Origin of the sequence: Pseudomonas sp. HS6 (assembly GCF_023375815.1) — a bacterium.
Classification (GTDB): domain Bacteria; phylum Pseudomonadota; class Gammaproteobacteria; order Pseudomonadales; family Pseudomonadaceae; genus Aquipseudomonas.
On the sequence record NZ_CP067412.1, the window covers coordinates 6086529 to 6112982 of the forward strand.

At 62.2% G+C, this 26454-nt stretch carries 19 protein-coding genes; 16 read left to right on the top strand and 3 right to left on the bottom strand.

Translation table 11 applies throughout. The annotated features are described in order from the left end of the window. The first annotated feature begins 74 nt into the window (after nt 1-74). The 5 genes from JJN09_RS27520 to JJN09_RS27540 are packed head-to-tail and all read left to right on the top strand — an operon-like array spanning nt 75 to nt 11602. The gene (locus tag JJN09_RS27520; RefSeq protein ID WP_249484581.1) at nt 75-920 is read left to right on the top strand and encodes a sulfotransferase; all 846 of its coding nucleotides are present in this window, start codon (nt 75-77) and stop codon (nt 918-920) included. A gap of 52 nt (nt 921-972) precedes the next feature. Then, a complete protein-coding gene (locus tag JJN09_RS27525; protein WP_249484582.1) occupies nt 973-8283 on the top strand; it encodes an Ig-like domain-containing protein in 7311 nt (2436 codons plus the stop codon). Between the two features lie 47 nt (nt 8284-8330). Beyond that, nucleotides 8331-9845 (top strand): TolC family protein, encoded by a 1515-nt coding sequence (locus JJN09_RS27530; protein WP_249484583.1) that lies wholly within the window; start codon nt 8331-8333, stop codon nt 9843-9845. Between the two features lie 3 nt (nt 9846-9848). Beyond that, nucleotides 9849-10634 (top strand): aspartyl/asparaginyl beta-hydroxylase domain-containing protein, encoded by a 786-nt coding sequence (locus JJN09_RS27535; RefSeq protein WP_249484584.1) that lies wholly within the window; start codon nt 9849-9851, stop codon nt 10632-10634. Then, a complete protein-coding gene (locus tag JJN09_RS27540; protein WP_249490860.1) occupies nt 10622-11602 on the top strand; it encodes a sulfotransferase family protein in 981 nt (326 codons plus the stop codon). The genes JJN09_RS27535 and JJN09_RS27540 overlap by 13 nt, the downstream gene beginning before the upstream one ends. Here the strand turns inward: JJN09_RS27540 and JJN09_RS27545 are convergent. Both JJN09_RS27545 and JJN09_RS27550 read right to left on the bottom strand, forming a co-directional pair. Then, nucleotides 11552-12310: a slipin family protein gene (locus tag JJN09_RS27545; protein ID WP_249484585.1), complete on the bottom strand. Its 759-nt coding sequence runs from the start codon at nt 12308-12310 to the stop codon at nt 11552-11554. The two genes, JJN09_RS27540 and JJN09_RS27545, sit on opposite strands and share 51 nt — an antisense overlap. Nucleotides 12311-12312: 2 nt before the next feature. After that, nucleotides 12313-12864, bottom strand: a complete 552-nt coding sequence (locus JJN09_RS27550; RefSeq protein ID WP_249484586.1) for an NfeD family protein — start codon at nt 12862-12864, stop codon at nt 12313-12315. Nucleotides 12865-13039: 175 nt separating this feature from the next. Here JJN09_RS27550 and JJN09_RS27555 point away from each other — a divergent pair, with 175 nt between their 5' ends. Together JJN09_RS27555 and JJN09_RS27560 are read left to right on the top strand one after the other, a co-directional pair. After that, on the top strand, nt 13040-13501 hold the full coding sequence (locus tag JJN09_RS27555; protein ID WP_096821840.1) for an aminoacyl-tRNA deacylase: 462 nt from the start codon (nt 13040-13042) through the stop codon (nt 13499-13501). Nucleotides 13502-13617: 116 nt separating this feature from the next. Next, entirely contained in the window at nt 13618-13863 is a 246-nt protein-coding gene (locus JJN09_RS27560) for a DUF2789 domain-containing protein (protein ID WP_249484587.1), read from the top strand. 9 nt (nt 13864-13872) lie between these two features. On the opposite strand, the gene JJN09_RS27565 is transcribed toward JJN09_RS27560, so the two are convergent. Next, a complete protein-coding gene (locus JJN09_RS27565; protein WP_249484588.1) occupies nt 13873-14073 on the bottom strand; it encodes a hypothetical protein in 201 nt (66 codons plus the stop codon). 172 nt (nt 14074-14245) lie between these two features. Between JJN09_RS27565 and JJN09_RS27570 the strand changes: the two genes are divergently transcribed. The 9 genes from JJN09_RS27570 (at nt 14246) to pgaB (ending at nt 26453) form a co-directional block, all read left to right on the top strand. Further along, on the top strand, nt 14246-14674 hold the full coding sequence (locus JJN09_RS27570) for a MarR family winged helix-turn-helix transcriptional regulator (RefSeq protein WP_249484589.1): 429 nt from the start codon (nt 14246-14248) through the stop codon (nt 14672-14674). Then, nucleotides 14671-16734 (top strand): FUSC family protein, encoded by a 2064-nt coding sequence (locus JJN09_RS27575; protein WP_249484590.1) that lies wholly within the window; start codon nt 14671-14673, stop codon nt 16732-16734. Before JJN09_RS27570 ends, JJN09_RS27575 begins: the two co-directional genes overlap by 4 nt. Beyond that, entirely contained in the window at nt 16731-16940 is a 210-nt protein-coding gene (locus tag JJN09_RS27580; RefSeq protein WP_007957657.1) for a DUF1656 domain-containing protein, read from the top strand. Before JJN09_RS27575 ends, JJN09_RS27580 begins: the two co-directional genes overlap by 4 nt. Continuing rightward, nucleotides 16937-17821, top strand: coding sequence for an HlyD family secretion protein (locus JJN09_RS27585; RefSeq protein WP_249484591.1), 885 nt, complete (start codon nt 16937-16939; stop codon nt 17819-17821). Before JJN09_RS27580 ends, JJN09_RS27585 begins: the two co-directional genes overlap by 4 nt. Continuing rightward, nucleotides 17818-19260, top strand: a complete 1443-nt coding sequence (locus JJN09_RS27590; protein ID WP_249484592.1) for an efflux transporter outer membrane subunit — start codon at nt 17818-17820, stop codon at nt 19258-19260. The genes JJN09_RS27585 and JJN09_RS27590 overlap by 4 nt, the downstream gene beginning before the upstream one ends. A 93-nt stretch (nt 19261-19353) precedes the next feature. After that, on the top strand, nt 19354-19989 hold the full coding sequence (locus tag JJN09_RS27595) for an NADH:ubiquinone oxidoreductase subunit N (RefSeq protein ID WP_249484593.1): 636 nt from the start codon (nt 19354-19356) through the stop codon (nt 19987-19989). A gap of 200 nt (nt 19990-20189) precedes the next feature. After that, entirely contained in the window at nt 20190-21701 is a 1512-nt protein-coding gene (locus JJN09_RS27600; RefSeq protein WP_249484594.1) for a YdgA family protein, read from the top strand. Nucleotides 21702-21959: 258 nt separating this feature from the next. Beyond that, nucleotides 21960-24443 carry a poly-beta-1,6 N-acetyl-D-glucosamine export porin PgaA gene (gene pgaA, locus JJN09_RS27605; RefSeq protein ID WP_249484595.1) on the top strand — a complete coding sequence of 828 codons (2484 nt, stop codon included), beginning with the start codon at nt 21960-21962 and terminating at the stop codon, nt 24441-24443. A 12-nt stretch (nt 24444-24455) separates the two neighbouring features. Continuing rightward, nucleotides 24456-26453: a poly-beta-1,6-N-acetyl-D-glucosamine N-deacetylase PgaB gene (gene pgaB, locus JJN09_RS27610; RefSeq protein WP_249484596.1), complete on the top strand. Its 1998-nt coding sequence runs from the start codon at nt 24456-24458 to the stop codon at nt 26451-26453. Nucleotide 26454 lies beyond the last annotated feature (1 nt).

Genomic DNA, 26454 nt, shown 5'->3' on the forward strand with positions numbered 1-26454 from the left:
TTGATATCAAAACACTACTAGTCGAAAGGGTATTGTTGGACTACGCTCGTCGGACAAAGGGACTTACAAATACGGTGAAGGGATTGCAGCAGTTCCACTTTATCTCCGGCTTGCCGCGCTCAGGTTCCACACTGCTTTCTGCGATCCTTTTGCAGAACCCGCGCTTTCATGCCGGCATGACCAGTCCGGTCGGCGCATTATTCTCTGGTGTCCTTGAGCAATGCAGCGCCGGCAGCGAATTCGGCGCGGTGATCGACACCCAGATGCGCCGTCGCCTGCTGCGCGGACTCTTCGATTCCTACTACGCCGACAAGGCCGACAAGCCGGTGGTGTTCGACACCAACCGGCAGTGGAGTTCGCGCCTGCCGGCGATCAATGACCTGTTCCCTAAAGCCAAAGTCATCGCCTGCGTGCGCAACGTCGCCTGGGTGATGGACAGCCTGGAACGGCTGTACCGCGCCAATCCCTACGAAAATACCAAGCTGTTCGGCGATGCCATCGAGCGCAACACGGTCTACAGCCGCTGCGAAACTCTGGCCCAGCGCAACCGTCTAGTGGGATTCGCCTGGGCGGCGCTCAAGGAAGCCTATTACGGCGAGCACGCCGATTCGCTGCTGATCGTCGATTACGACTTGTTGACCCAGGCCCCGGAGCGCGTGCTGCGGCTGGTCTACGACTTCATCGGCGAACCCTGGTTCGAACACGATTTCGAGCACCTGGCCTATGACGCGCCGGAGTTCGACCAGGCCCTTGGCGTGGCCGGCCTGCACAAGGTCAAACCCAAGGTCGCCCTGCAGTCCCGGCGCACGATTCTGCCGCCGGACCTGTTCAAGCAATACGCCGATTTGTCCTTTTGGCTCGATGGCTCAGCCAGCGCTGCCAATGTCATTCGTATGAAGTCCGACGCCGCGATCAGTTGATCGCGGCGTTTTTCATTGATGCGTTACAACTGTTCGAGTCCGGGTGAGCAACATGTGGTGGAGCAAGCAAAAGTCGCGGGTAACCGAAGGCCAACGGACGCTGGCTGCGCCGCTGATCATGTCGCTGGAACCGCGCATGCTGTTCGACGGCGCCGTCGCGGCCACGGTCGCTGATACAGCCGCCCAGGCCGACAGCCATCCCGCCGCCGATGCGGCCAAGGCGCCGACGGCCGATCATCCGGTCGCCAGCAAGGACACCCACGGCCAGGCCGATGCCACGCCTGCCGCCAGCCCAGTCGCAGTGCCGGGCCAGAGCGTGGTGTTCGTCGATGCCCGGGTCAAGGATGCCGACAGCCTGCTCAAAGGCGTCGCCCCCGGCACGCAAGTGGTCAAGCTCGATGCCAGCAAGGATGGCTTGCAGCAGATCGCCGATTACCTCGACCAGCACTCGGGCGTCAGCTCGGTGCAGATCATCGCTCACGGCAACGCGGGCGACCTTTGGCTCGGCAACAGCTATCTGTCGGCAGACAACGTCGCGCAGCGCAGTGCGGTGCTGGCGGAAATCGGCAAGGACATGAACGTCGGCGGCGACATCCTCATTTACGGCTGCTACACCGCTGAGGGTGACCGTGGCCTGAGCTTCGTCGACTCGCTGGCACAATTGACCGGCCGCGACGTGGCGGCGTCGAACAACCGCACCGGCGTGGGCGGCGACTGGGATCTGGAAATCGCCACGGGCAAGATCGAGAGCGCCAACGTGCTGTCGACCCTGTCGATGAGCGAGTACCAGTGGGGCCTCGCCACCTGGACCGCCACCAACAACGCGAACACCGGGGTCGGTTCGCTGCGTGCAGCGCTGGCCTCGGCGCAGAACGGCGACATCGTGACCTTCGGCACCAGCATGACGGTGCAGCTCACGTCGGAATTGTTGATCAACAAGAACATCACGGTCGATGGCGACCTGAACAACGACGGTGTCGCCGACGTCACGCTCGATGGCCAGTACAAGACCCGGGTGGTGGAAATCACCTCCGGCAGTACGGTAACGCTCGATGGTCTGGTCATCACCCGAGGTCTGGTCTCGGGCAACGGCGGCAATGGCGGCTACGGCGCAACCGGCGCCATGGGCGGCGGCATTTTCAATGCCGGCATCCTGACCCTGAACAACGTTTCAGTCACCGGTAACGCGGCGGCCGGTGGTGGCGGCGGTGGTGGTGTCACGGGCGCCAACTACGGCGGTGGCGGTGGTGGTGGCGGCGGTCTTGGTGGTCAGGGCGGCGGTCATGGCGGTACTGCCGGGCCGGGCACCGGTACGCTGGGCGGCCAGGCCGGCAGCGGTGGCGCCGGTGGCTACGGTGGTGGCTACGACGCGACTCACATGGGTGGCCGCGGCGGCTCCACCACGGGCGGTGCCGGCGGTGTGGGCGTGTCCTATTACAGTAACGGCGGCAATGGCGGCACGGCCAACAACGGCACGATTTCCATTGGCGGCGGCGGTGGCGGCTCCGGGTGGGACAAGGTTGGCGGCGTCGGCGGCAATGCGGCCGGCGGCATTTACAACGCCTCGACCGGCACCCTGAAAATCGTCGGCACCTCGGTCATCAGCAATAACATTGGTGCGGGCGGCGGTGGCGGTGGCGGCAGCGGCCAGGGCAGCAACAACCTGAACGGCGGCGACGGCGGTCGGGGTGTCGGCGCGATCTGGAACCAGGGCGGCACGGTACTGATCACCGCCGCTAACTTCAGCGCCATCAGCGGCAACGCGGCCGGCAGCGGCGCCGGCGGTACAGAACTGGGCGGCGGCGTGACGGGCTCTGTACCGCTGGCCTTCGCGGCGATCTACAACAACGGCGGCACGCTCAATACCGCCTATGTGGAACCACCGACCGCGACCATCGTGATGTCGGACACAGCCCTGAAAATCGGCGAAACCTCGCTGGTGACCATCACCTTCAGCCGGGCGGTGACCGGTTTCACCAACGCCGACCTGACGATTGCGAACGGCACGCTGACATCGGTGAGCAGCAGCGACGGCGGCCTGACCTGGACCGCGACTTTCACGCCAACCAACAACATTACCGACAGCACCAACCTGATTACCCTCGACAACACCGGGGTGACCGCGATCAGCGATGGTGTCGCGGGTGTCGGCACGACCAATTCCGTCAACTACGCGATCGATACCGCGCGGCCGACCGTGACCATCGTGATGTCCGATACGGCATTGAAGATCGGCGATACCTCGTTGGTGACTTTCACCTTCAGCGAGGCGGTCACCGGATTCACCAACGCCGATGTGACCATCGCCAACGGCACATTGACGGCAGTGAGCAGCAGCGACGGTGGCATCACCTGGACCGGAACGTTCACCCCGAGCGCCAGCATCACCGACACCACCAACCTTATTTCCTTGGACAACACCGGTATCGCTGACCTGGCCGGCAACGCCGGTAGCGGTACGACTGATTCGGCCAATTATGTGATCGACACCGTGCGGCCGACGGCGACCATTGTCGTTGCCGACACCAATCTGGCGGTGGGCGAAACCTCGCTGGTGACCATTACCTTCAGCGAAGCGGTCAGCGGCTTCACCACCGCCGACCTGACGGTGGCCAACGGCACCCTGAGCGGTTTGAGCAGCAGTGACGGCGGCATTACCTGGACCGCCACGCTGACGCCGACCAGCAGCATCACGGACACCACCAACCTGATCACCCTGGATAACACCGGGGTCGTCGATCTGGCCGGCAACGCTGGCAGCGGCTCCACCAACTCGAACAACTACGCGATCGACACCGCGCGCCCGACCGCGACCATCGTGGTGGCTGACAACGCTCTGAAAATCGGCGAAACCTCGCTGGTGACCATCACCTTCAGCGAAGCGGTGACCGGTTTCACCAACGCTGACCTGACCATCGCCAACGGCACGTTGACGGCGGTGAGCAGTAGTGACGGCGGCATCACCTGGACCGCGACCTTCACGCCGAGCGCCAGCATCACCGACGCGACCAACCTGATCACGCTGAACAATACCGGCATCGCTGACCTGAACGGCAACGCTGGCAGCGGCACGACCGATTCAAACAATTACGCGATCGACACCCAGCATCCGACCGCGACCATCGTGGTGGCCGACAACGCTCTGAAAATCGGCGAAACCTCGCTGGTAACCATCACCTTCAGCGAAGCGGTGACCGGTTTCACCAACGCCGACCTGACCATCGCCAACGGTACGCTGAGCGCGGTGAGCAGCAGCGACGGCGGCATCACCTGGACCGCGACGTTCACCCCGAGCGCCAACGTCACCGATGCCACCAACCTGATCACGCTGGACAATACCGGCGTCGCCGACCTGGCCGGCAATGCCGGCAGCGGCACCGTCGACTCCAACAACTACGCCATTGATACCCAGCGTCCGACCGTGACCATCGTGGTCGCCGACAGCAACCTCACGGCGGGTGAAACCACCCTCGTGACCTTCACATTCAGTGAAGCGGTGACCGGCTTCAGTAACACTGACCTGGTGGCTGCCAATGGCACCCTGACGGCGGTGAGCAGCAGCGACGGCGGCATCACCTGGACGGCGACGTTCACCCCGAACGTGGGCGTCAACGACGCGACCAACGTGATCGGCCTGGCCAACACCGGCATCGCCGACCTGGCGGGCAACGCCGGCAGCGGCATCACCAACTCCAATAACTACACTATCGACACCGTGCTGCCGACCGCGACCATCATCATTTCCGACAACGCGCTGAAAATCGGCGAGACCTCGCTGGTGACCATCACGTTCAGCGAGGCGGTCACCGGTTTCACCAACGCCGACCTGACCATCGCCAACGGTACGCTGACGGCGGTCAGCAGCAGCGACGGCGGTATTACCTGGACGGCAACGTTCACGCCGACCAGCAACATCAATGACGCCACCAACCTGATCGTCCTGGACAATACCGGCGTACAGAACCTGTCCGGCAACGCGGGTAGCGGCACCACCGATTCGAACAGTTACGCGATCGATACCGTGCGCCCGACTGCCACCATCGTGGTTGCCGACACCGCGCTCGGCGTCGGCCAGACCAGCCTGGTGACCATCACCTTCAGCGAAGCGGTGACCGGTTTCACCAACGCCGACCTGACCATCGCCAACGGTACGCTGAGTGCGGTGAGCAGCAGCGATGGTGGCATCACCTGGACGGCCACCTTCACCCCGGCGGCCGGTATCACCGACACCACCAACATCATCACCCTGGACAACACCGGCATCTCCGACCTGGCGGGCAACGCCGGCAGCGGCACCACCGACTCCAACAACTACGCGGTCGACAGTCAGCGTCCGACCGCGACCATCGTGCTCTCCGACAGCAATCTCAGTGCCGGTGAAACCTCACTGGTCACCATCACCTTCAGCGAGGCCGTCACCGGCTTCGACAACTCTGACCTGAGTGTCGCCAATGGCACGTTGAGCAACGTCACCTCCAGCGATGGCGGTATTACCTGGACGGCGACGTTTACACCGAACGTGGGTGTAAACGATGCCAGCAACCTGATTGTCCTGAACAACACCGGGATCGCCGACCTGGCTGGCAACAGCGGCACCGGCACCACCAGTTCGGCGAATTACACCATCGACACCGTGCTGCCGACCGCGACCATCATCGTGTCCGACCCCAGTCTGAAGATCGGCGAAACCTCGCTGGTGACCATCACCTTCAGCGAAGCGGTGACCGGTTTCACCAACGCCGATCTGACCATCGCCAACGGCACATTGACGGCGGTGAGCAGCAGCGACGGTGGCATCACCTGGACGGCAACCTTCACGCCGACCTCCAACATCACCGACGCCACCAACCTGATCACTCTGGACAACACCGGTGTACAGAACCTGTCGGGCAATGCCGGCAGTGGAACTACCGACTCCAACAACTTCGCCATCGATACCCAGCGCCCGACCGCGACCATCGTGGTTGCCGATACGGCACTCGGTGTCGGCCAGACCTCGCTGGTGACCATTACCTTCAGCGAGGCGGTGACCGGTTTCACCAACGCCGACCTCACCATTGCCAACGGCACACTGAGTGCGGTGAGCAGCAGCGATGGCGGCATCACCTGGACAGCCACTTTCACGCCAGCGGCGGGCATCACCGACACCACCAACCTGATCACACTGGACAACACCGGCATCGCCGATCTGGCGGGCAACGCTGGCAGCGGCACCACCGACTCCAACAATTACGCGGTCGACAGTCAGCGTCCGACGGCAACCATTGTCATGAACGACACCAGTCTGCGTCCGGGTGAAACGTCGCTGGTGACCATCACGTTCAGCGAGGCCGTGACCGGTTTCGACAACGCCGACCTGAGCGTTGCCAATGGCATCCTGAGCAACGTCAGCAGCAGCGACGGCGGCATCACCTGGACGGCCACGTTCACGCCGAACATTGGCGTCACCGACCTGACCAACCTGATTGTCCTGAACAACACCGGCATCACCGACCTGGCCGGCAACACCGGCACTGGCACCACCAGTTCGGCCAACTACCAGGTGCAGACCGAGGTGCCGACCGCGACCATCGTCATCGCCGACAATGCGCTCAAGGTCGGTGAAACCTCATTGGTGACCATCACCTTCAGCGAAGCGGTAAGCGGTTTCGACAACAGCGACCTGACCATCGCCAACGGCACGTTGAGCAATGTCAGCAGCAGTGACGGCGGTATCACCTGGACCGCGACGTTCACGCCGACGGCCAATATCACCGATGCCACCAACCTGATCACCCTGAACAACGCCGGGGTGGCCAACCTGTCGGGCAACAGTGGCGTCGGCACGACCGATTCCAACAACTTCGCCATCGACACCGCGCTGCCGACCGCCACTATCGTGGTCGCGGACAATCGACTGGGCATCGGTGAAACCACCACCGTGACTATCACCTTCAGCGAAGCCGTGAGCGGGTTCGATCTGTCCGACATCAGCGTCGCCAACGGCGCGTTGTCGAACCTGATCAGCAATGACGGCGGCAAGACCTGGACCGCGACCCTCACACCAACGGCCAACGTCAACGACCCGACCAACCTGATCCTGATCGATACCGCAGGCGTTCAGGATCTGGCTGGCAACCTCGGGGCGAGCATCGCCATCTCCAATAACTACATCCTCGATGCGACCCGGCCGACGGTGAACATCGTTGTTGCCAACCCGCATCTGGGCATCGGCCAGAGCACCACGGTGACGTTCACCTTCAGCGAGGCGGTGAACAATTTCGATCTGTCCGACCTGAGCGTGACCAACGGTGACCTGAGCAACCTGACCAGCAGCGATGGCGGCAAGACCTGGACCGCGACCTTCACACCGACCGCGAATGTCACCGACCCAAGCAACTTCATTGCGCTGGACACCAGCAACGTCACCGACCTGGCGGGCAACGCCGGCAGCACAGTGGCGGTGTCGAACAACTACGCCCTCGACAGTGAGCGGCCAACCGCCACGGTGGTAGTCGCCAATCCGAATCTGGGCGTCGGCCAGACTTCACAAGTGTTCATCACCTTCAACGAAGCGGTGACCGGTTTCGACCTGTCGGACCTCAGCGTGGCCAATGGCACCTTGTCCAACCTGAGCAGCAGCGACGGCGGCAAGACCTGGACCGCGACCCTGACACCGAACGCCAATGTCAGCAGCGCCAACAATGCGATCAGCGTCAACAGCGCCGGGGTCAGCGACCTGGCCGGCAACAGCGGCAGCGGTGTCAGTCAGTCCGGTAACTATGTGATCAACACAGTGCCGGCGGTCGTTCCACCGGTGACACCGACCTCGCCGTTGATCGTGGTGACGCCGGATCCGCAATTCCGCAGCAGCGATCCGGTCGTGCAGCCACCGGCCCCCTATGTGCCGCTGCAACCGATCATCTTTGCGCCGCCCACCGGCAACCTCGGTTCACCGCTGACCTTTGCACCGTTGTTCGAACAGCGGGTGATCGGTGACGGCATCCGTCCACTGGGCGATATTTTCATCAACCACGGCGCGTTGAGCCCGAGTTTCATTGCCCAGGTTTTCACCAGCAGCGACAGCGGCGGTGATGGTTCCGGCCATGGTTTCCTTGGATTCGGCGGTGGCGATGGCGGGGTGTTTGGCACCAGCACGCTGTCGAGTCTGTTCAATCAGGACAGCGCCGCCGACCGGGACTCGCTGAACGCTTTCGACAGTCACTCAATCCGGGGCGGGGATGTTTCCCAAGGCTTGCGCGGGGTGTTCGGCGCGCCGACCCTGGGTCAGCAACTGCAACAGATCAAGGACAGCGAGCAGCACCGGGTCGACAACCTGGCGGCGGCTCTGCAACAGGTCGGCATCAGCGAAATGCCGGCCTGACAACACACAACAACTCAATATGTGCGGGACCTAGGGGCGATCCAGGGATGAAGAAAAGTCAGAAGTTGTTCGGCGCCAGCCTGCTGGCGCTGGCGATCAGCGGATGTGCAGTCACCAGTGAACCGATCGAACGCAGTGTCAGTGAGCAACGGGCCCGAGCCGACCTGCAAACCATGTACAAGGGTCAGGAGCCGTTAAGCAGCCCGCTGACCCTGCATCAGGCCATGGCCCGCGCTGTGAAGTACAACCTTGAAGGGCGTTTGAAAATCATGGAGGAAGCGCTGGCCAAGCGGCAGCTCGACCTCGCCAGTTTCGACATGCTGCCGCGCATGGCGCTGGACGCCGGCTACGTCGGACGCAACAACGTCAGCGCCTCCAGCAGCCAGAGTGTGCGCACCGGCACCCAATCTCTGGAACCGTCGACCTCCCAGGACCGCGACCGCAACGTCGCCGACCTGACCATGGTCTGGAACGTCCTCGATTTCGGCGTCAGTTACATCAGTGCCAAGCAGCAGGGCGACCAGCGCCTGATCGTTCAGGAACGCCGGCGCAAAGTGATCAACACCATCGTTCAGGACGTGCGTTCGGCCTATTGGCGGGCGATGGCGGCCGAACGTCTGCTCAAGCAGATCGACAGCCTGATGGCGCGGGTCGACACCGCCCGGCGCAACAGCGAAAGCATGAGCGAGCAGCGCATCGGCGACCCAGTGCAGTCTCTCGGTTATCAACGTTCGCTGATCGAAGCGACCCGACAGCTGGAAGAGCAGCGCCGCGCGCTGTCATTGGCGAAAACCGAGCTGGCGACCCTGATCAACCTGCCGATGGGTACCAACCTGACGCTGGCCACCGACGACGGTTATCAGATCCCGGAACTCAAGGTCGATATCGCCAAACTGGAACAGGAAGCACTGACCAGCCGTCCGGAACTGCGCGAGCAGGATTACCAGACCCGGATCAGCGCCGCTGAAACCCGCAAGGCGATGTTGCGCATGCTGCCGGGGCTGGAGTTTTCCGCCGGCGGGCACTACGACAGCAACTCGTTCCTGGTGAACGACCGCTGGGCCGACTACGGCGTGAAAGTGACCTGGAACCTGTTCAACGTGATCTCCGCCCCGGCGGCCATTGACGTGGCCAAGGCCGGCGAAGAGGTCGCCACCGCACGCCGTCAGGCGATGTCGATTGCGGTGCTGGCGCAGTTGTACGTGGCCAACGCCAACTATCAGGAGGCGTTGCGCCAGTTCAAGACCAACCAGCAACTGTCGGACATCGACGGGCAAATCGTCGGTCAGTTGCGCAACCGCCACCAAGCGGCGGGCATCGGCGAACTGGATCTGATCCAGGGCGAACTGAACAACCTGCAAGCGGACTTGCGTCGCGACCTGTCCTACGCCGATCTGCGCAATGCCTATGGCCAGATCTTCGCCAGTGCCGGCCTCGATCCATTGCCGGATCAGGTGCAGTCGACCGAAGTTCAGTCGATCGCCACCGCGTTGGCCAACCGTGAAGCCGCTTGGGCGTCGGGGGATATTTCGGTGCCGGCACCCCGTGCCGTGGCGAAGTGATCGATGAACCGGCCGGCGTATGCACGCCTGCCGGTCACGGTGGATCTGCCGTTGCTGTTACAGGCATTGGCGGCGATTGCGGACGGCGCCTGGCGGGGCCATTTCAACACCGCGTATTTCAGCGGTGACTGGAGTGGCGTGGCGCTGATTTCCGCGGCCGACGCGTTGACCGAGCTGTCCCCGGGAAGCGCGGAGCCCGTGCAGCGTGCCCCTTGGTTGATCGATAATCGCTGGCAGCAGGCGTTGCGTGATCTGCCGCTGGATATCGTCAGCGCCCGACTCCTGCGACTGGGCCCGGGCGGACAGATTCACGAACATCGCGACTACGACCTCGAGGGGCCGGACGCAGACTTTCGCCTGCATATTCCACTGCTCAGCCCGCCCGCCGTGGACTTCTGGCTCGACGGACAGCGCATGCCGATGTCAGCGGGCGAGTGCTGGTTTCTCGATCTTGCTCGGCCGCATCGGGTCTACAATCGCGACAGTACGGCGCGGGTTCATCTGGTACTCGATTGCCGCCCCGGTGCCTGGCTGGATCGGATGATTACCGACGGTTTGCCGAGCACGCCACAGCCCGATGCAGAAGATTCGGCGTTGCAGCGGTTTCATCGTCTGCTGGCCGTGGATCCGTCGTTGTCGGTGACCTTGCAGGCACTGCATGACCCCGAAGCGTTCATCAATCAGACACTGGCGTTGGCCGCAGAGCATGGCTTGTCCTTCTCCCGGGAGGAACTGGAGGCGGCGATGCGCAAGGGCCGCCGGTCATGGAACGAACAATGGCGAGCCTGAGTTTCGACGGTTGGCTGCCGATCCGGATCTGGGAAAGCACCGGCCAATGGCAAGTGGATTGGTGCTGGTTTGGCGATACGCAGCTGCATCAGCCGTTTTTTCGAGATGCGGTGGAAGAAGCGCTGCGGCTGCCGTTCAATCAGGCGTTTCGCCGGCAAACACCCTTGTCGGCACTCACGGATTGGCAGGCGCTCAGTCCTGGCCTGGCGCCCAGCGCCTTCATACTCCACGCCTCGCGCTGCGGATCGACGCTGATCAGCCAGATGCTCGCCCGACTCGACGATCACATCGTGATCTCGGAACCGCCGCCCCTCGATGCCTTGCTGCGCAGCGATCTGCCGGCCGTCGAACGCCGTGCGGCCATCGCCGGGTTGCTCTCGGCCTACGGTCAGCGTCGGCGCGGTGTGGAGCAACGGCTGGTGATCAAGCTCGACGCCTGGAACATCGGCGAATGGCCGCTGGTTCAAGAGTGCTTCCCCGATACGCCATGGCTGTTTGTCTACCGCGATCCGCTGGAAATCGCCGTTTCACATCTGCGTCGCCCCGGCATGCACATGGTCCCCGGCATGCTCGGCGAATGCGTGCTGGACGACGACCTGCCATTCGAAGGACGCGAAGAATTCATCGCCCGGAGGCTGGGGCGCCTGCTGGAGGCGGCGCGTTTGCACTGCGCTGATTTCGGCGGACTGGCGGTCAATTACAGCGAGTTGCCCGAGGCGATGACGGGACGTTTGGCGAGGTTTTTCCAGTTGAGTGCCGCGCAATGTGAACACGCCATGGCAGGCGTGGCGCAGCACGCGAAACAGCCGTCACAGGCCTTTGTCGCCGATGGCGAAAGCAAACGCCTTGAGGCTTCCACTCTGTTGCGCACGCAAGTGGAACGTTGTGCGCGGGCGCCTTACGAAGCGCTGGAGCTTTTACGACTTGGCCGACAGATCCGCCATCCCCTTGAGCAATTCGATCGGTAACGGAAAGACGATGGTCGAGCTCTTGTCACCGGCAATCGAACTCAAGGTCTGCATGTAGCGCAACTGCATGGCGCCTGGCTGGCGCCCGAGCATTTCGGCGGCCTGCATGAGTTTTTCCGAGGCCTGCAATTCACCTTCGGCATGGATCACCTTGGCTCGCCGTTCCCGTTCGGCTTCGGCCTGTTTGGCGATGGCGCGGACCATCGATTCGTTAAGGTCGACGTGCTTGATTTCGACATTGGCGACCTTGATGCCCCAAGCGTCGGTCTGGGCATCGAGCACCTGCTGGATGTCGATATTCAGGCGTTCGCGTTCGGCCAGCAGTTCGTCCAGCTCATGTTTACCGAGCACCGCGCGCAGAGTGGTTTGGGCCAATTGGCTGGTGGCCATGAGAAAATCTTCGACCTGGATGATCGCTTTCTGTGGGTCGAGCACCCGGAAATACAGCACCGCGTTGACCTTGACCGAAACGTTGTCGCGGGTGATCACGTCCTGCGGCGGCACGTCGAGTACGATGGTGCGCAGATCCACCCGGACCATTTGCTGCACCACCGGAATCAACAGGATCAGCCCCGGCCCTTTGATCTGCCAGAAGCGCCCGAGCTGGAACACCACACCGCGTTCGTATTCACGCAGGATGCGGAACGTCGAGCCCGCCAGGGCGATAAGTAACAGCAGCAGCGCGACAAAACCGATTTGCAGACCCATGATCACTCTCCGAGCGGCGCCGCGTCAGTCGCGGCCACTTGCAGCAACAAGCCCTTGCGTCCGACCACCCGCACCGGTTGCCCGGCATGCAGTGGCGTGGCGCTCAGAACTTGCCAGCGTTCTCCCTGTAATTGCACCCAGCCGTTGCGAGCGTCTTGCGGCTGCACGACCGTCACCGCCGTCACACTGCCGAGCAGGCCGGCGTCGCCACTGACCGGATGCCGCGGTCGGGTCTTCAGGGCGCGGATCAGCAGCGCAATCAGCAGCAGGGCGCTGACCAGACCGAGGCCGATCATCATCGGCACCGGCAGTTCGGCATTGCCCAGGATCAGCGCGCCGATGACGAACATGACGATGCCGCCCAGACCAATCACACCGTAGTTGGGCAGCGCGGCTTCGGCGATCAGGAACGCGATGCCCAGGGTGATCAGCCACAGGCCGATGGGATCGACGGCGTGCAACGGGGTGTCCGCCGCCAGGGCCGATCCACTCAGCAGCATCAACAGGACAAGCGCACAGCGACGGGTGTTCACGTGACCCTCCGGGAGAGTCATGGGTTCTCTTTACAGTCTAGTTGAGCCTGACGCTGGACGAATTTTGATCAACCTTGCTAGTGCCGCCAGTGGGCGGAATTCCCTTCAGTTGCAGCGTGCCCGACTAGACTTTCAAGGACAGGAACAACGTTCATCACCGCCCGCCACACAGCGTCGACGGGCACCGAGGTGCATCATGCGTATGGCAAGAAAAGTGCAAAGCAGCCTGACCCGGGCGCAATGCGAATATGACGTCCTCTCCCATCCGCATTCCAGCAGCAGCCTGGAAACGGCGCGGGTTTCGGGGATTCCGGCGGACAGGGTGGCCAAGTCGGTGATCCTCGACGACCACCACGGGCATTACCTGATGGCCGTGCTGCCCGCCAGCCGCCATCTGGACCTGAGCAAAGTACGCACCAGCGGCGAGTGGCAGATCACCCGCGAAAGCACCCTGGCGCACCTGTTCGACGACTGCGAACGTGGTGCAGTGCCGCCGCTGGGCGACTCCTACGGGCTGGACATGGTCATCGACCCGTTGGTGACCCGGCAAAAAGATATTTACCTGGAGGCCGGCAACCACAACAACCTGCTGCACATGAGCATGCCCGAGTTCCTGAAAATGGTGCCGCATGCGCAGGTGCGGGAGTTGAGTCAGTAGGTTTTTGATAGCGTCTGTGGCGACGCCAATCGCGAGCAGGTTCTGCAGTGAATCTGTGGGAATGCGGCTTGCTCGCGAAATGTGTTCATCCACTGAATCTTCGAAGGAGTAGAGCCATGGAAAACCCGACGCACAGCCTCCCGTCCCTGTTCAAACAACTCGGCCTGCCCAACGACCCGGTCAGCATCGACCAATTCATCGCCACCCATTCCCCGCTCAAGCCCGAACTGCATCTGAGTGACGCGTTTTTCTGGACCAAGAGCCAGGCGGATTTCCTGCGGGACGAGATTCTCGATGATGCGGATTGGGCGGAGGTAGTGGATCAGTTGGATGTGATGTTGAGGAAGGGGCGGGCGGGGTAATCATCGAACCTATCCCTTGGCAGTCATAGCTCTCAAGGAAGAGAACTTCGCTTCAACCTCAAGATTGGATAAACCGATTCCGGAGGCCATTGATTCACGGGCAATGCTGACTTTTTGCTCTAAAAATACTGCGTACGCTGATGTGTCGGGCAGACGTTCAATCGGATGTTGTTCGGAATTCGGGTTCTCGGTCGTGAATTTCATCGTCATGGTCAGTGCTCTCGGGTGTCGGTGTCGGCGCAGTTTCAACGAGGGGCATTTCTTGTGCTCAAAGCAATTTGTTTCAAAACTTGACTGATTTTCCCCTCCAATGCCATATTGATAGTTAGCAAACTAACAGTGTGTGCATTCCCTCGTGCCGAATACCCTCGACGCTCTCCAGATGAACATCAGTAGTGCCATGGTGGTGGCCGCCAGGCATTGGCGGAAGATCTGCCAGACCACGCTGGTCAACTATGGAATCTCCGAAGCCTGTGCCGTCCCGTTGTTGATGATCGGGCGTCTGGGGGAGCGCGTGCATCAGGTGCAAGTTGCTCAGGCGGCAGGGATCGAGAGCCCTTCGCTGGTGCGCCTGCTCGATCAGTTGTGCCACGCCGGCTACGTCTGTCGCACTGAAGACCCGCAGGATCGCCGGGCCAAATGTCTGAGCCTGACCGACACCGGTCGTGAGCTGGTGCAAGCGGTGGAAGTCGAGCTGGTGCGTCTGCGTAATGAGGTGCTCGAAGGCATCGACCAGAGTGATCTGGAGGCTACGCTTCGTGTACTGAGAGCTTTTGAGGCGGCCAGTCCGCCAGCGGTGATCTATCCGTGAACGGCTTTTTTTCCGGCATTCCTCCGGCCCGGGACTGGTTCTACGGGATCCGTACTTTTGCGGCCTCGATGATCGCGTTGTACATCGCATTGCTGATGCAGATGCCGCGTCCTTATTGGGCGATGGCCACGGTGTACATCGTTTCCAGCCCGTTCCTTGGGCCGACCAGCTCCAAGGCTTTGTACCGGGCGATCGGGACCTTTCTCGGCGCTGCGGCGGCGGTGCTGTTCGTGCCGATGTTCGTCCAGAGTCCGTATGTGCTGGTGGTGGTCATCGCGTTGTGGACCGGGACTCTGTTGTTCCTGTCCCTGCACCTGCGCACCGCCAACAATTACGCGCTGATGCTCGCGGGCTACACTTTGCCGCTGATCGCCCTGCCAACAGTGGATAACCCGCTGGCGGTATGGGATGTGGCGGAAGCGCGTACCGAAGAGATCTTCCTTGGCATCGCGGTGGCGGCGGTGGTCGGCGCGATGTTCTGGCCACGACGCTTGGCGCCGGTGTTCAACGATGCAGTCGGCAAGTGGTTTGCCGATGCGACAACCTACAGCCTGAAATTCCTCAGCCGCGACGTGCAGCCCGAAGAAGTCACCACCCTGCGCATGGCCATGGTCGGCAGTTTCAACAGCCTCGAATTGATGATCGGCCAGTTGCCCCACGAAGGCGCGCGGCCGCAGACGGTGCGTAACACCAAGGAGCTGCGCGGGCGGATGATCCACCTTCTACCGGTGATCGATGCACTGGAAGATTCGCTGTACGCCCTTGAACGGCGTACGCCGGAGCTGGTGGAAAAATTCGCGCCGCTGCTCAGCGCCACCCGCGAATGGCTCGGCTACAAAGACGCCGATCTCGACCGCTGGCAAGCCCTGCGGGATCAGCTTGAAGCCCTGCAACCCAGCGCCGAAGCCCTCGAAGATCGCAAGCAGTTGCTGTTTTCCAACGCGCTGTACCGCCTCGGCGAATTCATCGATCTGTGGCAGGACTGCCGCAGTCTGCAGGACGCGATCCTGTGTGATCGCCAGGACAGCTGGCGCGCGGTCTATCGCCATTGGCGGCTCGGTCGCCTGACACCTTTTTTCGACCGAGGGCTGATGCTGTATTCGGCGGCCTCGACCATTCTGGCGATCATCGTCGCTTCGACATTGTGGATTCTGTTGGGCTGGACTGACGGCGGCAGCGCGGTGATTCTGGCGGCGGTGTCGTGCAGTTTCTTCGCCTCGATGGACGACCCGGCGCCGCAGATTTACCGTTTCTTTTTCTGGACCGGAATGTCGGTGCTGTTCGCCAGTCTTTACCTGTTTCTGGTGCTGCCGAACCTGCATGACTTCCCGATGCTGGTGCTGGCGTTTGCCATCCCGTTCATCTGCGTCGGCACCCTGACGGTGCAGCCACGGTTCTACCTCGGCATGCTGCTGACGTTGGTCAACACCTCGTCGTTCATCAGCATTTCGGGCGCTTACGATGCGGACTTCTTCGCCTTCGTGAACTCCAACCTGGCGGGTCCGATGGGGTTGTTGTTCGCGTTTATCTGGACGCTGATCGCCCGGCCCTTCGGTGCTGAACTGGCGGCCAAGCGCCTGACCCGTTTCAGTTGGAAAGACATCGTCAGCATGACCGAACCGGCGATCCTCGCCGAGCACCGGCAACTGGGCGTGCAACTGCTCGACCGCCTGATGCAGCACCTGCCGCGCCTGGCGCTGACCGGTCAGGACACCGGCATTGCCATGCGCGAAGTGCGCGTGGGTCTGAACCTGCTCGATCTGCTGGCCTACACCCCGCGCGTGACCGGCGCACCGAACGCGTTGTTGCAGCAAGTGGTGGCCGAGGTCGGCGAGTATTTTCGAGCCTGCCTCAAGGCTGGCGAACGCTTGCCGGCGCCGAGCCCGCTGCTGATGACCATGGATCGCACCCGTCGCGCGCTCAACGGCCACGGCGATGAAGAAACCCGACTACACCTGTTGCACGCCTTGAGCGGTTTGCGTCTGGCGCTGTTGCCCGGCGTTGAATTCGTTTCCAGCGCCGAGCCCGAAGAACCGCTGCCCGAAGGAGCGCCCCTATGATCGGTGATCTGGACATCAGCGGCATTTTCCTGCCGACCCTGCTGGTGCTGATGGGCATCACGTATGTGTTGTTTGTACTGGTACATGGCGTGCTCACGCGCCTGCATTTTTACCGTCTGGTCTGGCACCGGGCATTGTTCAACGTGGCCCTCTACGCCGTGATGCTGTACGGCGTGGACTCACTCAGTCGATACCTGATGACATGAAAAAACCGTTTTTGACCATCGGTCGCGTAATGCTGACCTTGCTGATCGTGACTTTCGCCGTCGTCGTGGTCTGGCGCATGGTGATGTATTACATGTTCGCGCCCTGGACCCGCGACGGCCACATCCGCGCCGACATCGTGCAGATCGCCCCAGACGTGTCCGGGCTGATCCAGCAGGTCGAGGTCAAGGACAACCAGCTGGTGAAACGCGGCCAGGTGCTGTTCAGCATCGATCAGGACCGTTTCAAACTGGCGCTGCGTCAGGCGAAAGCAGCCGTTGCCGACCGTGAAGAAACCCTGGCTCAGGCCCAGCGTGAAGCCAAGCGTAACCGTGGCCTGGGCAATCTGGTGCCGGCGGAACAGCTGGAAGAAAGCCAGTCGAAAGTCGCCCGCGCGCAATCGGCACTGGCCGAAGCGCTGGTGACGGTGGACAGCGCTCAGCTCAACCTCGACCGCTCGGTGATCCGCAGCCCGGTCGACGGCTACGTCAACGACCGTGCGCCGCGTTCGCAGGAGTTCGTCACGGCCGGGCGTCCGGTGTTGTCGGTGGTCGACAGCAATTCGTTCCATATCGACGGCTATTTCGAAGAGACCAAACTTGACGGTATCCACGTCGGTCAGTCGGTGGATATCCGCGTGATCGGCGACCGCGCACGGTTGCGCGGGCATGTCGAAAGTATCGTCGCCGGTATCGAAGACCGTGACCGTTCGAGCGGCAGCAACCTGTTGCCCAACGTCAATCCGGCCTTCAGCTGGGTACGCCTGGCGCAGCGGATTCCGGTGCGCATTGCCTTCGACGACGTGCCGGACGACTTCCGCATGATCGCCGGGCGTACCGCCACGGTGTCGATCATCGACGACAAACAGGAGCCCGCGCAATGAACAGGGCCCTGATGATCGCCGGGCTGGGCGTGATGTTGTCGGCCTGTTCCATGGTCGGGCCGGATTATCACCTGCCGGGTGATGCGGCGATCCAGCGCAAGGATTTTCAGGGCGATCTGGCGGTGGCCGGCAAGCCGGTGGTCTCGTCGCCGGTGCCGGCGGACTGGTGGCGGATGTATCGCGATCCGCGTCTGGACCAACTGGTGCAGCAAGCCATGGCCTCCAACACCGATCTGCGGGTGGCGGCGGCGAACCTGTCGCGGGCCCGTGCCCAGGTCGATGAGGCCGAGGCCGCCGGTGGCTGGAGTGGCGGTGTGAAGATGGGCGCCCAGCGCTTGCAGGAATCCGGTCAGGCGTTCCTGCTGCCGGAGAAAGTCCCAGTGGCTAACGTCGCCGACATCGGCATCAGCGCTTCGTACCAATTCGACCTGTGGGGCGTTCTGCAGCGCGGGATCGAAGGGGCGAAAGCCAACGCCGATGCAACCCAGGCTGCTGCCGACACCGCGCGCATCACCCTGGTGGCCGACGTGGTTCGGGCTTACACCCAGGTTTGTGCGGCCAACGAAGAACGGGAAATCGCTCAGCACTCCCTCGACTTGCAATCCCAGAGCACCACGCTGATCCAGCGTCTGCGAGATGCCGGGCGCGGCGACGAAACACAGGTCACCCGCTCGCAGACCCAATTCAAATCCCTGCGCGCCGACATGCCGCGTTATGAAGCGGCGCGTCAGGCGGGGCTGTTCCGCCTGTCGATGCTGCTGGCCAAACCGGTCGATCAATTGCCGGCCGGCACCGCGACCTGCGCTGAGCTGCCGAAAATCGCCCAATTGGTACCGGTCGGCGATGGCGCTGCGCTGCTCAAACGCCGCCCTGATATCCGTCAGGCCGAACGTCGACTGGCAGCCGCGACCGCCGGAATCGGTGTCGCCACTGGCGAGTTGTACCCGGACATCAGTATTGGCGCGACCATTGGCACTGTCGGCATTGTCTCCGACCTAGGCGACCCTTCGACCAACCGCTGGGGCTTCGGCCCGTCGCTGAGCTGGAAGGTCCCGACCAACGGCGCCCGGGCACGTATCCGCGAAGCTGAAGCCTCGACCCAGGGCGCTTTGGCGCATTTCGACGGTGTGGTGCTCAACGCCATTCGCGAAACCCAGACCGGTCTGGCCCAGTACACCGCGCTGTTGCAACGTCGCGATGCGCTGGCCGATGCCGAGCAGTCGGCGAAGCTGGCTGCTGACCAGACTCACCGCTTTTTCCAGGCGGGCCGCGAATCGTTCCTCGCCGACCTGCAAGCCACCCGCACCTACACCGATGTCACCGCGCAACTGGCCGCAGCCAACACCCAGGTTGCCATGAGCCAGATCGATTTGTTCCTCGCACTTGGCGGCGGTTGGGAAAGCGGACGAACGCAAGCCTCGAGCGCCAGCAAACCCTGAGGCCGTTGCTATGCTTTGAAGTATTGAAAGGGCGCCCCGAACCAGGCGCCTTTTCAGTGCACATTGCTAGCGCAGGTCAAGGGGAAACCAATAATGAAAAACCCTTACGCTCTCGGCTTCTGGTGCGCCCTGGTCGCACTGGTGCTGCTGTCGGCCACCTATTTCTACGGCATCATGCTGGCCCATCAGATCGACAAGGCGATGGTCTTCCTCGATAGCGCGACCGCGTTGATCGCCGTGATGGCGATCGTGGTGGTGGCCTGGTCGTTGGTGCAGGTGCAAAAGCTCAAAAAAAGGCAGCTTGAACAAAGCAAGACCCTGCTGCTGATCTGGGACACCAAAGTCGCGCTGCGCAAAGTCGAAACCGTATTCGACCGCTACTTCTGGGGCAGCTACTGGCAACCGGGACGCACCTTTGCCGAGGTTATGGGCGAGCTCACCGGCACCCCGTTGGAAAAAAGCCTCGAAGCCCTGAAAAAACAATGCCTGGCACTCGACAGACAAGTCGCCGAGGACGGCTGGCACTGGCTGAACAATGCCCGTGAATTGTCCGACGTCGCCACGGCCATGGCCCGCGAACGCTATCAGCTGGATTTCTGCGACCCACGCGGCGACGGGCCGGGCGGGGCGGTGATCGACCGGGATTTCGAGGTGCTGGTGTATACGTGGACCGCACGTCTGAAAAGCTTCGATCATCAGCTCGATGAGATCGAGGTCCAATATTCCTGATCCTGAAAAGATCGCCGAACCCGGCGATCTTTTTGTTTGTCCATGTCCCATGGACACTCTTTAACCATTTAAACAATGGGCCGCCTCGCGCTGCCAGTGCTAATCTCCACCGCTAAATTCAGCGGAGTCGAACCACGGCCCGGTCACGGGTTCACGGAAGACGACCACACTTTCAGCCACGGAAATCGATCAGGTCATTCATGAATAAATCAGCAGGCGTGCTTCTCGGAATCGTTGTTGCCATCGGCGCCATCAGCGTCGGCGGGGCCTGGTACACCGGCACCAAGATCGAAGGCGTGCTCAACAACGCCGTCGTCGACGCCAACAAAGAACTGCAGACCGCCATGGCCGGTTCCAACGGCAGCGCATCGCTGGAACTGGTGTCGCTGGAACGCCACACCTTCAGCAGCACCGCACACTATCGCCTCAAGGGCGAAGGCGAGATGTTCGGTCAAGCGCCGGTCGAATTACTGTTCGTCGACCACATCGAACACGGCCCGCTGCCATTCTCGCGTCTGGTGTCGCTGAAATGGCTGCCGGTCATGGCCACCAGTCACTATGAGCTGGAAAAGACCCCGATCACCGAAAAATGGTTCGCCGCCACCAAGGGTGCCGCGCCTCTGAAGGGTGTGGTCAACATCGGCTACGACCAGTCCACCACCGGCAACATCGAACTGCTGCCGCTGGAAACCGCGTTGGACGAACAGTCGAGTCTGAAATTTTCCGGCCTGAACCTGGACATCTCCGCCAGTGCCCAGGCGCAGAAGGTCAAGGCCAACGGCTACATGGATAGCCTGCACCTGACCACCGTGGCGGAAGACCAGGCGCCGGTGCAGATCGAACTCAGCGGCCTGACCCTGGCCAGCAACCTCGCCAAGAGCAGCTACGGCTATTACACCGGCGAAAACACCCTGGAACTGACCAGCAGCAAGACCACCTTCGGCGCCAAGCAGTCCGTGTTGGGTGTGAAGAACTTCGAAATGAAGAACCTCACCGAAGAAAACGGCACCAACGCTTCCGGTCGTGCCGACTACAAAATCGGTGAAGTGACCCTCAACGACAAGAAAATCGGTTCGGCCAATCTGGCCATGAGCCTGAAAAACCTCGACATTCCGTCGGCCCTGTCGCTGATGCAGATCTACCAGACCAAGCTGCAGCCGTACGAAAAAGCCGCTGCCGAAGCCACTGCCGCCGGCCTGCCGGCGCCTGAGCTGAACCTGACTGAAGCCGAGTCCGCCCAGGTCAAGGCTGACCTGCAGAAACTGCTGGCGGCCGGCCCGCAACTGGCGCTGGAAGACTTGTCGCTGAAAACCGCCAACGGTGAAAGCCGTGCCAATCTGGTGCTCGACCTGACCAAACCGGCCTCGATGGACCTGCCGCCGGATCAATTGGGCAAACAACTGATCGCGCTGCTCGACGTCAATGTGCAGGTGTCCAAGCCGATGCTGGTGGACCTGCTCAGCGTTCAGGCCCAGATCGATGGTCAGACCGACGCCAAGGCCATCGTTGACCAGGCCAGCGGCGCCGCCGACATGTTCTCCGGCATGGCCGTGGGTTCGCAGCTGGCAACGCTGGATGGCACCAATGTGACGACCAAGTTGCATTACGCCGCCAATCAGGTGGAGTTCAACGGCCAGAAGATGACGGTCGAGCAGTTCGTCGGTTTCCTGATGAGCAAATTCGCTGGCGTCAACGTGAGCCAGGAACAGTAAAACCCCTCGCTACACCTCTACGCCCGGCCTTTGCTTCCCGCAGACGCCGGGCGTTTTGCTGTCTGGCATCTGCGTTTGCGGCGCGCGCCAGCGTTTCCGGTCACGAATCTGAACAAATATTGTGTTCTGAATATTGGTCTACGCTTGCGTGCAAGACTGCTTGGATAAGCTTGGCCAAGTGATTCTGACTTGGCCTCCGTTACGAATTGGGCAAGGGGGGGCATTGCAACCCGGCTGGCCATGTAAGGATGCTGACGAATGCCGCGTACTGATGTTCCCGTATTACATCGTGGTTTACGCCCTTTGTTTCGAGTCGCGCTGTGCAGCCAGTTGCTCTGGCCGGTGCTCGCGTTGGCCGATACGGCCTACGATCAAATGGTGCTCGATGCCCGGGCAGGGCATTACACGCCCGCGCTGACCGCTTTGCGTCAAGTGCCTCCGGCCCAGGCCTCCACCGGGCAGGTCAGCGATCACTTGCAAATCGCCAGTTGGGCCGGGCTTGATGCCGAAGTGGTGCAGGTCTACGAGACCCAGGGACGCGGCCGCGCATTGCCGATCCAGGCCCTGACTGCCACCGCCCGCGCCTATCGCAATCTCAAGCGCTGGGATCAGGCCACCGAGGTCTACACCAAGGCCCTGGCGCTGGAGCCGAACAATGCCGACTTGCAACTCGGTCTGGCGTTGACCCAGGCTGATTCCGGCAAACCCGACGAGGCCGTGACCCGCGCGAAAGCGCTGGTGGCGGCCAAACCCGACGATCCTTCCCGCCGCCTCGCCTTGGGCTACGCCCTGACCCGTGCCGGCAAACAGTACGACGCGTTGTTCGAATACGATCAGGCCTTCTCTCTCGCCGGCAGCAAACCGGAAGTTGCCCGCGAATACGTGGTCGCCCTGCAAAAGGCCCGTCTGCCCGAGCCCGCGCTGCGCCTGGCCAACCAGCGTCCGGGATTGATCGATCCTGTGACACTGCGTCGCCTCGAAGGCGATCTGGCTGCCGAACGCGTGCGTCTCGCCGAGTACGCAACTCGCAGCGAAAAAGAACGTTATGTGATCGCCGACCGCGCGTTGGCCGACTACGACAAATTGCTCGCCACCTGGACCCCCGACGCCAGCGCCCACGATGACGTGACCCGCTGGCGCATCGACCGCATGGGCGCCCTCAAGGCCCGGGCGCGCACTGCCGACGTCATCACCGAATACCAGAAGCTGCAAGCGGAAGGCGTGAAGATTCCGACCTACGCTTTGCGTTGGGTCGCCGCGTCTTATCTGGATCGACGGCAACCGGAAGTCGCCACCGATCTCTATCGCCAGGTGCTCTCGGCGCCGGACGCCGATGCCGGCGATCGCCTCGAAGACACCACTGCGCTGTATTACTCGTTGCTGGAGAGCGACCGGGCCGACGAGGCGCGCAAGGTCGCCGAAGACCTGGCCAAGAACGAAAAACCGCGCGTCGAGCTCAAGGGCCTGCCGATCGGCAACCCCAGCGACGACTGGATGGATGCGCAATTGCTGTCGGCACAGGCTGCCGGCACCTACGGCGCGGATTTGCCCCACGGCGAGGATCGCTTGCAGACGCTGGTCGATCAGGCGCCGGGCAACATCGGCTTGCGCTTGTCCCAGGCCGATCTGTACCTGGCTCGCCAGTGGCCCCGTCGCGCCGAAAGCCAGCTCAAGGAAGTCGAGAGCATGGTCCCGCGGGACATGGGCCTGGAAGTCGCTCAGGCCCGTACGGCCATGACGCTTCAGGAATGGCGGCAGATGGATGCGCTGACCGACGACGTCGTGGAACGTTATCCGGACAATCGTCAGGTGCAGCGCGCCGCTCGCGAGCGCGAAGTGCATGACATGTCCGAGTTGCGCGTCGAAGCCTACGGCGGCAAGGCCAATGGCGGCAGCGGTGGCGATGCCGGCGCGGTCAGCGGCAGCCGGGACTTCGGCATCCAGAGCACGTTGTACAGCCCGCCGATCGATGAAGACTGGCGTGTGTTCGCCGGGGTTGGTTACGCCACCGGCGACTTCGCCGAGGGCACCGGCAACCATCGCTTCCAGCGCGTTGGCCTGGAACGCCGTACCCGTGACATGACCCTTGAAGCCGAAGTCTCCAACCATTCCTACGGTTACGGCGACAAGCAGGGCGCGCGTCTGGCGATTGCCCGGGATATCAATGACAACTGGCAGTACGGCGGCAGCCTTGAATATCTGTCGGCCGACACCCCGTTGCGCGCGTTGAACAGCGACATCAAGGCCAATGGCGGCAGCGGTTTCATCCGCTGGCGAGCCAATGAAAGCCGCGAGTGGAAACTGTCGGTCAGCCCGTCGCACTTCAGCGACGGCAACAACCGCGTCGAAGCCTTGCTGACCGGGCGCGAAGGCGTCTACAGCACCACTCATGTGCAGGTCGACGCCGGTCTGGAAGTCGCCACCAGCCACAACTCCAATTCCGAAGACGTGCCGTACTTCAACCCGAAGGCGGACCTCAGCGTGATGCCGACGGTCAACGTCAACCACGTGCTCTACCACCGCTACGAAACCTCCTGGAGCCAGCAGTTCCAGGCCGGTGCAGGTACGTACAGCCAGCGTGACCACGGCACCGGCGGCATGGCGTTGCTGGGTTACGGCCAGCGCTATGCCTGGAACGACGTGTTCGAGGTGGGCGGTTTGTTCAGTGTGATCAACCGGCCCTACGACGGTGACCGGGAAACCGATCTGCGTCTGCTCGTCGACCTCACTTTCCGCTTCTAGAAGAGTTTGAAGATGCCTTTTATTTCGCGTTTCATCCTTCTGCTGGGAGTGCTGCTGGTCAGCGCCTGCGCCCAGCAAGCTCCGGCCTTCGCACCGCCGTCCGAGCGCCCGGTGGCGGCCAATGAAAAACCATGGCCGAAAAACCACGTGCTTGGCATTGCCTACCATGACATCGAAGACCGTGATCCCGATCAGGCGGTGGTGGCGGTGCGTACCGAGCGCATGATCGAGCAACTGGCGTGGCTGCGGGAAAACAACTACAAGCCAGTGACGGTCGATCAGATCATGGCCGCGCGCAAGGGCGGGCCGGAACTGCCGCCCAAAGCGATCCTGCTCAGCTTCGATGACGGTTACGCGAGCTTCTACACTCGCGTGATGCCGGTGTTGCGCGCCTATAACTGGCATGCGCTACTGGCACCGGTCGGCGTCTGGATCGACACACCGCTGAATCAGCCAGTGGATTTCGCCGGCGCCATGCGCCCGCGTTCCGACTTCCTGACCTGGGATCAGGTGCGCGAAATCTCGCAATCTGGCCTCGTGGAAATCGCCGCCCACACCGACGCCAGCCACAAAGGCATCCTCGCCAACCCGCAAGGCAACATGCAGCCGGCCGCCGCGACCCGTCGTTACGATCCAGTGACCAAACGTTATGAGTCCGAGGCGGATTTCCAGGCGCGGATCCGCACTGACGTCGCCACCATTTCGGAGAAAATCCGCAAGGCCACCGGCAAGAAACCGCGCATCTGGGTCTGGCCATACGGTACGGCGGACGGCACTTCGCTGACCGTGGTGAGCGAGCAGGGTTATGAAATGGCCCTGACCCTCGACGACGGTCTCGATGCCCTCGACAACCTGATGAGCAGCCCACGGTTCCTCGTCGCCTCCGACCCGGACGGCGAGCATTTCGCCAACAGCATCGTGGCGGTGCAGTCCGATTTCGCCATGCGCGTGGTGCATGTGGACCTGGACAACGTCTACGACCCGGACCCCGCGCAACAGGAAGTGAACCTCGGCAAGCTGATCCAGCGCATGGCCGACATGGGTGCCAACACGGTGTTCCTGCAAGCCTTCGCCGATCCGAAAGGCGATGGCCTGGTGCATTCGCTGTACTTCCCCAACCGTCATCTGCCCATGCGTGCCGACATCTTCGACCGTGTCGCCTGGCAGCTGCGCACCCGGGCTCACGTGAAGGTTTTCGCCTGGATGCCGGTGCTGAGTTTTGCGTTGGATTCGAAATTGCCACGGGTCACGCGCTGGGATCCGAAGACCGGCACCACGTCTGTCGACCCGGATCAGTACAAGCGGCTGTCGCCGTTCGACCCCGAAGTACGGCGGATCATCGGTGAAATCTACGAAGACGTGGCGCGCCTGACTTCGGTCGACGGCATCCTCTACCACGACGACGCCGTGCTGTCGGATTTCGAGGACGCCAGCCCCGAGGCTCTGAAAGCCTATGCCGCCCACGGTCTGCCGGGCTCGATTGCCGCCCTGCGCGATGATCCGGCAGCCATGCAGCGCTGGACGCGATTCAAGAGCCGCTACCTGATCGACTTCACCAACGAACTGACCGCCAAGGTACGCGCGATTCGTGGCCCGCAAGTGCTCACCGCACGCAACATCTTCGCCGAGCCGGTGCTCAATCCACACAGCGAAGCGTGGTTCGCGCAGAACCTCGACGACTTCCTCGTGAGCTACGACTGGACGGCGCCGATGGCCATGCCGCTCATGGAAAAACAGACCCATGCGCAATCCGGCCCGTGGCTGGAAGAACTGGTGGCGAAGATCAAACAGCGCCCCGGTGCGCTGGATCGCACGGTGTTCGAATTGCAGGCCCGGGACTGGACGAAAAAGGACCAGGCCGACATCGACGGTGCACAACTGGCCGACTGGATGGGCCGCCTCAAGCGTCAGGGCGCGACGAGTTTCGGCTACTACCCGGACAACTTCCTCGAGAACCTGCCGGACCTGAAAACCGTGCGGCCTGCGCTCTCCAACAAATGGAACCCATGAC